11 protein-coding genes and 1 tRNA gene are annotated in these 12,849 nt (G+C 50.7%); 9 read left to right on the forward strand and 3 right to left on the reverse strand.

The annotated features are described in order from the left end of the window. Positions 1-60 precede the first annotated feature (60 nt). A tRNA-Ser gene (locus ACV7NC_RS12530) sits at positions 61-153 on the forward strand. A 105-nt stretch (positions 154-258) separates the two neighbouring features. Here ACV7NC_RS12530 and ACV7NC_RS12535 read toward each other — a convergent pair. The 3 genes from ACV7NC_RS12535 to ACV7NC_RS12545 are packed head-to-tail and all read right to left on the reverse strand — an operon-like array spanning position 259 to position 3,534. Next, complete coding sequence (locus ACV7NC_RS12535) at positions 259-1,551, reverse strand: Y-family DNA polymerase (RefSeq protein WP_458152920.1); 1,293 nt, start codon at positions 1,549-1,551, stop codon at positions 259-261. 1 nt (position 1,552) lies between these two features. After that, entirely contained in the window at positions 1,553-2,941 is a 1,389-nt protein-coding gene (locus tag ACV7NC_RS12540; protein WP_458152921.1) for an exonuclease domain-containing protein, read from the reverse strand. Next, on the reverse strand, positions 2,938-3,534 hold the full coding sequence (locus tag ACV7NC_RS12545) for a LexA family protein (protein ID WP_458152922.1): 597 nt from the start codon (positions 3,532-3,534) through the stop codon (positions 2,938-2,940). Before ACV7NC_RS12545 ends, ACV7NC_RS12540 begins: the two co-directional genes overlap by 4 nt. A gap of 184 nt (positions 3,535-3,718) precedes the next feature. On the opposite strand from ACV7NC_RS12545, the gene ACV7NC_RS12550 reads away from it, so the two are divergent. The 8 genes from ACV7NC_RS12550 (at position 3,719) to ACV7NC_RS12585 (ending at position 12,830) form a co-directional block, all read left to right on the forward strand. Further along, a complete protein-coding gene (locus tag ACV7NC_RS12550; protein WP_458152923.1) occupies positions 3,719-3,928 on the forward strand; it encodes a type II toxin-antitoxin system ParD family antitoxin in 210 nt (69 codons plus the stop codon). Between the two features lie 463 nt (positions 3,929-4,391). Next, positions 4,392-5,159, forward strand: coding sequence for a DUF3450 domain-containing protein (locus ACV7NC_RS12555; protein WP_458152924.1), 768 nt, complete (start codon positions 4,392-4,394; stop codon positions 5,157-5,159). Next, the gene (locus tag ACV7NC_RS12560; protein ID WP_458152925.1) at positions 5,156-6,652 is read left to right on the forward strand and encodes a MotA/TolQ/ExbB proton channel family protein; all 1,497 of its coding nucleotides are present in this window, start codon (positions 5,156-5,158) and stop codon (positions 6,650-6,652) included. The genes ACV7NC_RS12555 and ACV7NC_RS12560 overlap by 4 nt, the downstream gene beginning before the upstream one ends. A 1-nt stretch (position 6,653) precedes the next feature. Continuing rightward, positions 6,654-7,277 carry a MotA/TolQ/ExbB proton channel family protein gene (locus tag ACV7NC_RS12565; protein ID WP_458152926.1) on the forward strand — a complete coding sequence of 208 codons (624 nt, stop codon included), beginning with the start codon at positions 6,654-6,656 and terminating at the stop codon, positions 7,275-7,277. Further along, positions 7,274-7,681, forward strand: a complete 408-nt coding sequence (locus ACV7NC_RS12570; RefSeq protein WP_458152927.1) for an ExbD/TolR family protein — start codon at positions 7,274-7,276, stop codon at positions 7,679-7,681. Before ACV7NC_RS12565 ends, ACV7NC_RS12570 begins: the two co-directional genes overlap by 4 nt. A 5-nt stretch (positions 7,682-7,686) precedes the next feature. Continuing rightward, on the forward strand, positions 7,687-8,322 hold the full coding sequence (locus tag ACV7NC_RS12575) for a TonB family protein (RefSeq protein WP_458152928.1): 636 nt from the start codon (positions 7,687-7,689) through the stop codon (positions 8,320-8,322). Between the two features lie 9 nt (positions 8,323-8,331). After that, entirely contained in the window at positions 8,332-9,504 is a 1,173-nt protein-coding gene (locus ACV7NC_RS12580; protein WP_458152929.1) for a tetratricopeptide repeat protein, read from the forward strand. A gap of 116 nt (positions 9,505-9,620) precedes the next feature. Then, positions 9,621-12,830, forward strand: a complete 3,210-nt coding sequence (locus ACV7NC_RS12585) for a TonB-dependent receptor domain-containing protein (RefSeq protein ID WP_458152930.1) — start codon at positions 9,621-9,623, stop codon at positions 12,828-12,830. The last annotated feature ends 19 nt before the right edge of the window (positions 12,831-12,849 follow it).

Consider the following 12,849-nt stretch of genomic DNA (forward strand, 5'->3'; position numbering starts at 1 on the left):
TTCTATTTAGCACCCGTTTGGCGTTAACCAGTCAAACGGGTGTATTAATTCCAGCATACCGGAGAGGTACCGAAGCGGTCATAACGGCGCTGACTCGAAATCAGATGGTCAGGGTAACCTGGCACATGGGTTCGAATCCCATCCTCTCCGCCAAATATCCAGTATTCACTCTACTTTCATACACATAAGACTTATATTCCTATCAATAGTACCATCAAAAAAAATAAACAGATATTGATCTTAATTCCTAACGCTTGGTCATTTCAAAACGCAAATTAGCTCATCCCAGTTCGTGGTGTAACAAGGGCTTTTGTTTTTCTGCTTCATCTTCCACGGTTGCCTGAAGCCCTCGGAAGCGAGTTTGATCGTTCCTCTGCCCATGCGGGCATTGATCTGATCGACGATGTTCATCATATTCGTGGATTTTTTGTCTGCCACCGTTGTTGATGCCGGGCCGAAGAGATCCAGTTGCCGGTATTGCCGGGATACGAGTTCGGATAACATCACCCCTGCCTTTTGATAGCAGTAGCCCCGGCGATAAATGCGGCGTAATCCCCATAGCGCGGCTTTGGTCAATAGCAAGGTGCTGTCGGTTGGCGGTGATAATGGCAGGCTAATGCCATTGGCATAATATTTTTGCTTGGGATTGAACGGGCTGGTGCGGATACTGACGTACACCGATCCGGCATACGACTGTTGCCGTCTTAGCTTCTCTGCAGCGTGGCTGATATAGAGCGACACTGACTCTTCCAGACTGGCCAGATCGGATACCGGAATGCCGAATGAGCGCGAGCTGAGAATCTGTTTTTTGGGCAAATGCATTTCTTCCAGTTCAATGCACGATGTGCCATTGATTTCCCGGATGGTCTTTTCCATGACTACCGAGAAATGAGATCGCATCTGTGCCGGATCGGATTGTTTGAGATCAAGAACGGTGCGGATACCCATGTCATGCAGCCTGGGCGCGAGCCGTCTGCCGATACCCCAAACTTCGCTGACTTCGATGCGGTTGAACCATTCGTCTTGTTGTTCGCGCGAGGCGCTATTCAGGTCGCACACGCCGTTGAATTGCGGATTTTTCTTGGCCATGTGGTTAGCGAGTTTGGCCAGTGTTTTGGTCGACCCAATGCCGACGCACACTGGCAACCCGGTCCATTGCTTGATACGCTGCCGGATTCGCTGGCCATAATCGGCATGATCGATTCTTTTGAATCCGGTAAGATCCAGGAAACATTCGTCAATCGAGTAGATTTCCTGGTCGGGACTGAACATCCCTAGAATGCTCATGACGCGATTGCTCATGTCGGCATAGAGCGCATAGTTGGATGAATAAGCGATGATGCCGTGCTTTTTAGCCAAATCTTTTAGTTGAAACCACGGCTGCCCCATTTTGACGCCCAGCGCCTTGACCTCGTTGCTTCTGGCGACTGCGCAACCGTCATTGTTGGATAGCACGACAACCGGCTTACCTTCCAGTTTGGGATTAAACACCCGCTCGCAACTGACATAGAAGTTGTTGACGTCGATCAAGGCGATGGCACGGTGCGACATATCAATGCAGCGCAATGATTTCCAGATTCTTTTTGCTCAGGAATTTAAGCAGATAGCGGTAGGTATCGTGGTCAAAACACGGGCGTGCCGACAATTCGTTCAATTCCTGCTGATCCTTGACGCTCCCTAGGTGGCACCATTGGTCAAACACGTGTATTTCCGTGATGTCGTAGTGCGGGTTATACTCCCGGATGCCGATGCGGCCTGCATACGGCCATGCCAGTAACTTATAGTGGCGTAATGCGGTGAGCAGGCGCAGCCAATGCGATTCGGCAGATTCCAAACCAGCACACAAGCCTTTGCAGTGTTTTAACTGATGCGCGAAACACACACCGGCCCCCTTTTCCAATCCCAGCGCCTTATCGCACAGCCCGTATTCGTCGGCCAGCTTGTTTAAAACCTCGATAGCCTGCCGTTTGGTTTTGAAAGTGCCATAGACATTGTCTACGATACGCCAGTCGATGTCGCTGTCATTGATCAAAGTCACCAGCGGCTTGGCATTGGGATCGCTCGATATTTGCCAGGCGCAGAGTTGCCGCTCGCGCCTGAGCTGCCGGTTATGAATGGGCTGGTGCTCCTTGATCAAACGCGACTCCAGTAACAATGCGCCGAGCTCCCCGCTGGTGATGCGGTATTCGACTCGCTTGATTTCCTGGGCAATGCGCATTTCCTTGGCGGAACGGTGATCACCCTGGAAGTGATTGAATACCCGGGAACGCAGCGAGACGCTTTTGCCGACATATAGCAATGCGCTATCGCCATGAAATAAGTAAACACCGCAGGTTTCCGGAATGGCATGAATATCCAGATGATCGAGTCCCGTTGGAGTTGCTTGCTGTTTCAGCAGTGTTTTTGCGGTTTCCTGAACGGTTGATTCGCCGAATTCACCGATTGCGACAGCAATGAACGCCGCCATCATTTCGGTATCGTCCATGGCACGGTGGCGCTGGTTACAGATCAACTGAAACCTATCGATAATGGCACTAAGACTATGCGAGTGATGCTGCGGATAAAGTGTTCTGGAAAGTTTGACCGTACATAGCAGCTTCTTCTGGAAAGTAACGCCGATGCGCTTGAATTCGTTTTTGAGAAAACCATAATCGAAACGCACATTGTGCGCGCACAATACCGCTTGATCGAGCCATTGCAGCAGCGTTTCACATACTTGCGCAAAAGTGGGTGCACGATCGACCATGTCCTGAGTGATTCCTGTCAACCGCTGAATGAATGGTGAGATACTGACTTCCGGGTTGACAAGCGTACTCCAGCGCCCGACTTCAACGCCGTTTTCATAACGGATCAAGCCGATCTCAGTGATGCGATCCTGGGTTGGCGTGGCTCCAGTCGTTTCCAGATCCAGCAACACATAACACGGTAACAGTGTGCTCATTTAAAACGGCGGAACGATCCTATTACTACGCCAAATATCTCAAACTGCGTATCAGGACGAATGTAGATCGGCCGGTAAGCACCCGTAGAATTGGCCGGCAGCAGACGCGGCATTTTGTTCGCGCCATAATCGAGTATTTTGATGGTGAATTCCTGATCGACTACAGCCAATACAATGTCCCCGATATTCGCGGTTTTGGAACGATCCACCACTACCTTATCGCCCGGCAGCAAACCGACATCGATCATCGAATCTCCCTTGATCGTGACGAAAAACGTAGAAGCAGCATGATCGATCATGAATTCGCTAATATCCAGGCGCTTCTCAACATGATCATCGGCTGGACTGGGGAACCCCGCAGCAACTTTGGTAGAAAACAATGGCAATAGCATCGGCTGCTCACTGATCGCAGGCGCGAAAAAATCATCAACTTCACTTTCGGCATTCGCTTTTTTACGCTGCAAGGCTTCCAGAAAGTTTTTGACCGTTGCCGTCTGGCTTTGCGGTATGCGCATCACTTCCGTTGGTTCGCCAAATTTACCCTGGCCTCGTGGCCTACCTGCGTTTTCCCGTTTTCCACCTCGATTGGACATGTTTGAGTGCTCCCATACTTGATATTTGTATCAGTATTCAAACACACCAATTGTAGCGATGTCAAATTGCAAAATAATGACCCAGAAGATCTGATAGTGATAACAACTTCTAAAATTGTAATCGGAACTTTTATTATGGTGCATCCGATATGGCAATAATTGCCATTTTAAAGAGGATTTACCCATGCAAAGTATGAATATTTCTCTGCCCGACCCTTTGAAACAATTTGTAGATGGACAAATCGCCCAAGGCCGTTATAGCAGTGCCAGCGAGTATATTCGCGAATTGATTCGTGCTGATGAAAAGCGCAAAGCGGAAGAACAGCTTGAAGATCGGCGCACCATAATCACTGCACGATCCAGCATTAGCCGGTATGTGCAAATGGCCTGTTAGAGACTTTGAAAATCACTGAATCTTCTATCTTCCACACCCTGACGGCATATCAGTTGTGCGAGTACTGTATGCAACGCGTGACTGGTAGAGCTTGCTAGGGATCAAGGCTTAATTTAAGCGGGAGAGCAAAAAATTGTCAGATCCTTGGAAAAAGCCAAAAGTGGGTTCAATAAGTGCTTGCAGAGAATTTTATGACTCCCATCCTCGTTTCTAAATCCACAAAAGCATTTTCTGTGATTCATTCTTGTTTGAGCAGAAAATCATCACCTTACCAATTCTCCCTGCAGTCGGTTATGCACGAATAAATCCTTTGCCGGGACGATTAATCGTTCTTTGAGAATCGCAATCCAGTACTGACTGAACGGATTCATGGATGCGTCCCCGCACTTGTTAAATGACATCGAATTGTCATGAAAGTGAAATATTCGCCTTGTAGTATTCACGGCAACGTAAAAGGGGATGTATGCAGATTCAGTTATCAAAAAAAATCGTGGTGATGGGCAGTTGGATGCTGCTTGGTTTTGCATCGCCGGTCTTGGCCAGCAATATTGAGAATCTTGCAAAGTCGCTGGCTAAAATCCGTGGAGAAGTGGAAACGCTTCAATCACAGCTCGATATCGAGAAAGAAAAACACAGCAGCAAAATGTCCGCGCTCAATTCGCAATTGGCGGATTTAAGCGTTGAAGAGCGCCGCCAGAAATTGAGTGTCGAGAAGCTGCAACAGTCGATCGATAAACTGGGTGTGACCACTCAACAAGCCGAGCAATCCGGCGAGCATTTGAAACCGGTCTTGCTTTCCGCATTGGCGGAGTACAAACGCCATATTCAAGGCGGTTTTCCTTTCAAAGTCGACGATTGGATTAAAGCTATTAACGATCTGGAAAATAACTTGGTGAATCAGCAAATTGACCCAAGTAAGGCGATCAATCAAACCTGGTCATTGATCGAAGACGAAGTGCGGCTGAGCAAGGAAAACGGGATTTATCAGCAAACGATCCTGCTGAACGGCGAGAAGGTACTGGTTGACATTGCCAAAATCGGTACGGTGTTTATGTTTTTCCAGACCAAGGATAACCAGGGCGGGATGGCGAAACGATCCCAGGACGGTGGCTGGATTTTTGAAACCGTGAGCGATAGCGCCGATCGCGAACGTATCCGCAATCTATTTGATTCACTCAAAAAACAAATCCGTCAGGGTTATTTCGAATTACCTAACCCATTAAGCAAATGAAAAGATTGTTAATTACCATACTGTTGCTGATGGCGGCCTGGGCCGGTTCCGGTTATTCCCAACAACCCAAGGATGCGGCCGCCGGCGAGAACGTCACGGTATCAACGCCGGAAGGGAAATCCGACGCAGCACCTGCCAAAAAACAACCCGAGGCAAAACAGCAAGCCGTCAGCCTGGAGACCGCTTACAAGCGCGAATACGCATTTCTGGAAGCGCAGAAGCGTGAACTCAGTGAGCGTTTAAGGAATTACCAGGCCAGCGCGCAACGTGAAGAACAAGCGCTAAACGCCAAGGTTATCGCACTCGAACGCACATCCGTTGAACGCTCATCAAAAATTGATCAGCTCAATGCACAACTTGCTGAGTCGGAGCGCAGGGAGGCAGCGGTATCGGAGCGTCATGACGCGCTCGAAACCACTTATTTGCAGGCAGAGCTGACACTCAAAAATCATGGGATTGAAATGCCTCAGGCAATGAAGGATGCAAAAGGTAATGATCCGGAAAAAGTCGATTTCATTTTCAAGCAAGCACTAACGTTGCTGCAGAAGCTTGGCGGCATTCAAACCAAACCGGGTCATTTTTTCCTTGCGAACGGTAAACAAGCCGAAGGATCGCTGATTCATCTGGGCAATATTGCAGCATTTGGTATCAGCGCGGAAGGCAGCGGCAGTTTGGTGCCTGCAGGCGGCGGCGATTTCAAGGTATGGAAAAACGCCGGTGCGGAAAGCGCCGCAGCATTGAGTAAAAACGAACAACCGGCGGTGTTGCAGTTGTATTTATTCGAATCACGTTCCACTTCGATTGACGAAGCACCGGAGAAAACACTGCTGAGCATCATTGATTCGGGTGGTCCGATTGGCTGGGTCATCGTGATACTGGGCGGGCTTGCGGGGATACTGGTGATGATACGGGCGCAATTGTTGCGGACCAATAGCGCCGATAACGCGCAATTGACCGATCAAATCATTCAACAACTGACTGCCGGCGATCTCGAAACGGCCAAGAAGCACTGCGAAAGCAATACCTCTGCAATCGGCCGGGTGTTGCACTATACCTTGCGTCATCTGAAAGACGATCGCGATCACATGGAAGGCATTGTCTATGAAGCGATTCTGCAGGAATCGGGGCCGCTCGACCGGTTTGGCCCGGCGATTCTGGTGATCGCCTCGGTCGCGCCGCTGTTGGGGCTGCTCGGTACGGTCACCGGCATGATCGAAACCTTTGACATGATTACCGAATTCGGCACCGGCGATCCGAAGTTGTTGTCGGACGGCATTTCGATTGCATTGGTTACCACCCAGCTCGGTTTGACGGTCGCTATTCCGACGCTGTTGCTGGGTTCCCTGTTAACTGCGTGGGCGAAAAATATCAAGCGCGATATGGAGCATTCGGCGCTGCGGATTATTAACATCTTTTTGGGTGGCGGTGTGGATGTTGACGAAGCAATTGAAACGAACACCGGCAACTCTTCACTCGCGTTAGGCAGTGCCTGATATGGATATCGCAGAGCATTGGTTGATCATCAAAGAGATGTTCGCAGCGGGTGGAATCGTGATGCCGCCGTTGGTGCTGTGCACGTTATTGCTCTGGTACGGCTTGGGTTATCGCTTCTGGGTGATGAAAGAGCCGAAACGCATGGGTGTGCGCGATCTGTTGCAATACTATCAACAAGATATTGACCGGCCAGCGGTGAATATCGTCGCGCGCGCGATTCGGCAAGGCGTGCGGTTGCAAAAAAAAGGGGTGCGGAATTTGCGCCGTCATCTGGATGCAGCATTTTACGAATACGAACGGGAAATCGGGAAGTTTGCCGTGCTGGTCCGCGTTGTGATTCTCATTGCGCCGCTACTTGGATTGCTGGGTACGGTGATCGGCATGATTGAGACTTTCGATTCGCTGGCGACCATGACGCTGCATTCGCAATCCGGCGGTATCGCAGGCGGCATTTCGCAAGCGCTATTTACGACACAAATGGGGTTGACCGTGGCGATCCCGGGGCTGCTGGTTCATAGCATCCTTAGACGCAAACAGCAGCAGATCGAACTCGATCTGTCGCAAGTCAAGGATTTGCTGTGTCATCAAAGCCATCCTCAATCTTCAAGCGGGAGTCATTCATGATGCGGAATAACGAACCGGCGGAAGCCGAAACCACCATCGACATGGCGCCATTGATCGACATCGTTTTTATCTTGTTGATCTTTTTTATGGTGACCACGACTTTCGTCAAAGACATGAAGCTGGATTTGGAACGGCCCAAGGCCAATAGCGCGGTCGCTGCATCCAGTAAGGCGATCCGGCTGTTTATCGATCGTAACGGCGATACCTATGTCGACGGCGAGGCGGTGCGGTTGTGGCTGATACAAAGCAAACTTCGGGATTTATTGAGTGCGTCTTCCAACAAAATCGTGTTGGTTGTTACCGATGAAGGTGTGCCAGCGGGGCGCTTGGTGGAAGTCGTGGATCAGGCGCGCTTGGCGGGTGCCGAGAGCGTGGGTGTGGCAACGAGAAAAGAAGCGGGGTAATGAGTATGACTACGATGACAATGAAGCGGCATGTAGCCGGTGTGGTATCCATGTTTTTCGGTGTGGCGATGGTGTTTGCGTTGATTGTGATTCTGAATCACTACATGGGAAAAATCGAACGCATGCCGCCGCAGGAAGTGACGGAAATCGCCATGACGCGGGAAATCAAACAAGAACCGAAAAAAGAAATCAAGAAAGTGGAACCCAAAAAACAGGTTACCCGGCCGCAAGCGCCGGCGCCTTTCAAGGGACTGGATACCGCTCTGTCCGGTATCGATCTGGGGTCGCTCGGGCTGGATGGCGGTTCGCGGGATGTCGACGACAGTTTGCTTGGCAAAACCGGCAATGTCGTGATGACGGCCGATCTGGTCGATGTGCCGCCCAAACCGATCGCACGCGGATCGTTCAAGTATCCGCCAACAGCGAAAAAGAACGGCATCAAAGGTTATGTGCTGCTGTCGGTGCTGGTTGAAGCTGATGGTTCCATCAATCAAGTGCAGGTTCTGGAATCCAGTCCGTCCGGCATTTTCGAAGCTGCAGCGCTACAAGGTATCCGCGCTTGGCATTTCGAACCGGCTAAATACAAAGGCGATAACGTTCGTGTTTGGGCCAAACAAAAAATTCGCTTTGATCTGTCCTGATCGACCAATATGAGAGACCGGTCGTTCTGGCATTTGCATTGCCTCATTTATATTGCGATAGCGTTCAGTTGCTACACGCACGCGGTGCAGGCGGCGGATAACAAAGCGGCATCGGCCGATTTTATCGAACTGGCGGCAGTGATGTTGCGAGACGGTCATCATGACCGGGCGCTGATGGCTTTGCAAAGCGTCGATCTCAGCAATAAGAAAACCGATCTGGCGCGGTTTTATACCTTGCAGGGATTGGCGTATCTGGGATTGAACGATCTCGAAGCTGCCCGGGACAGCTTGCAGCAAGCGATCAAGAACGGCCAGCAGGATCGCTCGATTTTCATCTATCTGGCGCAAGCCCATTTTGGACTGAAAGACTACCGCAATACCGTGAATGCGATTGGCAAAGCGGGCGATTTGGTGAATAAAGACGCGATGCTGATCAGCTTGAAAGCGGAATCGTATTGGCATTTGCAGCAGCCGGATGCGGCGATCAGCGCTCTGAACGACGGTCAACGGGCATTTCCATCGGATTTCCGCTTTCTGAAACGCAAAGTGTTTTATTTGGTCGAGCTGGGACTCTATCAGGAAGCCGTTCGGCTGGGCCGGGATTTTTTGCAGCGTTCCAAAGCCAGCGCGGCTGATTACGTGGCTTTCGGCAATGCCTTGCGGCTGAGCAGCGAGTTTCAGGAAGCAATCAATATTCTTGAAATTGCCCGTCTGCAATACCCGGATGACGAACTGGTCGCAAAATTGCTGGCGCATACTTATTTGGATCAAGGGCAATTGAATTCCGCAGCGTTTATTCTGGAACAAGCGGCACTGCTCAATCCCGCCTTGCAATCGGAAGCGGCGGAAATTTACCGGCGGGCCGGACGGCTTCATAAAGCGTTGACGTTGAATGAAAGTATTCTGGATCAAAAGATAAAGCTCAAACAACGGTTATCGATCTTGCTGGCGCTCAAGCAGTTCGAGCGTGCCGCCAATATGGAAAGCAGCTTGTATCGCACCGGTTTATTGGAAGATCAAAGCGTCCGCTATGCCTTGGCGTACGCGCTTTTTTCCACGCGCCGTTTTGCTGAAGTCGGCAAACATCTCGATCATCTCAAGGATGCGGAATTGTTTCGCAAGGCGACCGAGTTACGCCGACTGATGGAAGTCTGCAAAACCGAACCTTGGCAGTGCACCTGAAACAATTGATCCTCATCCCGCCATAACGAACCGCAATACGTTTGCAACATTTAAAAATTAAAATTTTATCTCCATCTGCGATTGCAAGAAATTTGGAGAGGGGCTGATTACGCCGAATGGATACAGAAATAAAAAAATTTTTCCGGTTATATTGTTTACTCTTGGTTGTTTTATTCAGTAATTCAGCTTGGGGAAATGAAGAAAAAGCGGAGTTCTCGCTGCATTTGTTTCAAAGCGGTTTGCCGATTGCCGATGCGGAATTGTTGATTACCAGCGAATCTTTCGAGAAATCAAGCGCCATTCTGATCTTTGAATCTACGCCAACATCCTATGCATGGAAGCCGCCGGGCGATGCGCCGCTCAAGACCAATGACAGCGGCAGCCTGGCAGGAAAATTACCGCCGGGACAATATCAGTTTACGATCCGCACCACCGATGGCCAGCAGTTTAAATTTGATTTGCCTTTAACAGCTGCTGAGAACGTGCAAATTCTGATCACCTTTTATGAGGGCAGAAAAAAGCCGCTGCTCAATATCGAAAGTTCGGCAGCTGGTACGCTGGCCGGTACCGATGCCGCAGGTACTATCGCGCGTGATCAGGGCGAAGGTGTGATTTCGGTGCAAGTGCTCTCGGTGGAAACGCAGAAGCCGCTTAAGGATGTGCAAGTATTTTTGAGCGGATTGAAAGAAAAACTGAGAACCGACGATCAGGGGCGCGTAACTGCAACCGTTCCGGCGGGAAGCTATAGCGTGTCGTTGCTGCATAGCGCCTACAGCAGCCAGACACAAGACAATGTTCAAATAACCGATAAGCAGACCACGGAACTCGGCTTCAAACTGACGCCGGCCGGGGTGGAGCTTGCCGAATACGTGGTATTGGAACCGCATCTGGCGGGCACCATTGCTTCGATCATGGAAGAACAACGCACCGCGACATCTGTCGCAACGGTGCTGGGCGCGGAACAATTCAGCCGCAGCGGCGACGGCGATGTCGCCAGTGCGCTACGGCGTGCCTCCGGGTTGACGCTGGTCGGCGGGCAGTATATTTTTATTCGCGGTTTGGGCGAACGCTTTTCCACTACCTTGGTCAACGGCGCGGCGATTCCCAGTCCCGATCCGACCCGGCGCGTGGTGCCGCTGGATTTATTCCCGACCAATATTCTGGAAAGCGTGATGGTGCAAAAATCCTATTCGCCCGACCGGCCTGCGGAATTTGCCGGCGGTACGCTGGAAATGCGCACCCGCGGTATACCGGATGCGTTCTTTTTTAACCTCAATTTACAAGCCGGGGTGAATGACAACACCACTTTCCAGGATGGTTTGACCTATAAAGGCGGTGGCCTGGATTTCACCAGTTTTGACGATGGCGCGCGGGCATTGCCGGATTCGATTGCGGATGCAACGGCGGACGGCCGGCCGTTGCAGCAACAGACACCGTTTAATCCGCGGGGTTTTACGCCAGCGCAGATCGAGAGATTCGGTGAGGATTTATCGGGTGTTTGGAATATTAACAAACGCACGCGCGGACCGGATACTGGGATGCAAGCATCGATGGGCGATCGATTCACTTTTGGTGACTTTACCGTCGGTTATATCGGTGCGCTGGGCTGGAAGCAGGAATTTCGCAATCAAAATGAGATTAACCGTGAATTCGCCATTACCGACGGTGAGTTGGTCAAGAAAACCGATTTCGATGTGAAGCGATCGCTCCGTGAAGTGCATGTAACGGCTTACGGCGGCACCGAATTGCAGTTCCGCGATACCCATCGGTTGTTCGCAAGAACCATGTTTTTGCGGCAAATGTTCGATGAAGCCCGGATCGACCAGGGATTTACCGATGCCGAGACTTTCGATATCCGCCGCAGCAAATTGAAGTTTTTCTCGAACGAATTATTGATGACGCAGGTTGGTGGTGAGCATCGCGCCGATTGGTTGAAGGATTTCACGCTGAACTGGTTGTTTACCGATGCCACCGCGAACCGCGTGGAACCGAAAACACGCGATTACCGCTTTGACGATACCGGCGGTGGCGGGCGATTTTCATTCTCGCGGCAAATCGACAGTAACCGCACCATGTATTCGAATCTGGTCGACCGTGATCAAAGCTGGCGCGTCGATGGCAAGTTGCCGCTGGAACCGAACTACAACCATAAAATCGCGTTGATCGGCGGGATGATCACACAACAAAAAACCCGCGATTCGGAAATCCGCAGCTTCAATTTCTTTCCCGCCGGACCCGATGGAAGAAATAATGCGATACTCGGACAATCGTCGCTGGAAAGTATCCTCAATCGTAACTATATCGGTCCGAACGGATTCCAGTTACGCGAAGGCACGCGCGCCAGCGATAGCTACAATGCTTCGCAACACTTGCTGTCGTATTATGGCAAGCTGGATTGGACGTTCTACGACCGCTTGAATATTTCCGGCGGTTTACGCTGGGAGGATAACAATCAGAAGGTCAATACTTTCACCGGATCGGGTAACGCGTTGACGCCGACGGTGGCAGGGCTGAATCGTATCGACATGCTGCCTTCGGTAACCACGACCCTGTTTATTTCGGATAAGCAGCAATTGCGCGCCGGATTCAGTCAATCGCTGTCGCGGCCGGATTTCCGCGAATTATCCGTGGCGCCGTTCACCGATATGAATATCAATCAGGAAGTGATCGGTAACCCGAATCTGAAACAGACCAGCATTACCAATTGGGATGCCCGCTGGGAATATTACCTATCGCCTAGTGAAAACATTTTTGCGGGTTTCTTCTGGAAAGATTTGACCAATCCGATCGAACTGGTGACGCAGGTTGGATCCGGCGTGCTCAATACCTATCAGAATACCGACAAAGCCAATCTCTACGGTTTTGAATTCGAACTGCTGAAGAAACTCGATGATGTGCATCCGCTGCTGCAGAATTTTTACGTCGGCGGCAATTACACCTGGTCGAAATCGAATGTCAAATTGAGCCAGGAAAATCTGGCTTCGCTGACTACCGCTGAGCGGCCGTTGCAAGGACATTCGTCGCACATCGTCAACTTTCAGTTCGGCTATGACAATCCAGCGACCAAGACGCAAGCGACGCTGCTTTACAACGTCTCCAGCAAGCGCATCGTTTCTGCCGGTCTGCTGGGAACACCGGATAAATACGAGCAACCGTTTCATCAGCTCGATTTCGTGATCAGCCAGCATCTATACAAACGCCTGTCCGGACAACTGACAATGCAAAATCTGCTGGACGACGATGTGTTGATCATGCAAGGTGACGAAATCAGCCGTCAGTTCCGCCGCGGACGATTCTTCAACTTGAGCGTGCGTTTGGCGTATTGATCAGGAAAGCACGAGGCGA

This window comes from Nitrosomonas limosa, assembly GCF_054188085.1.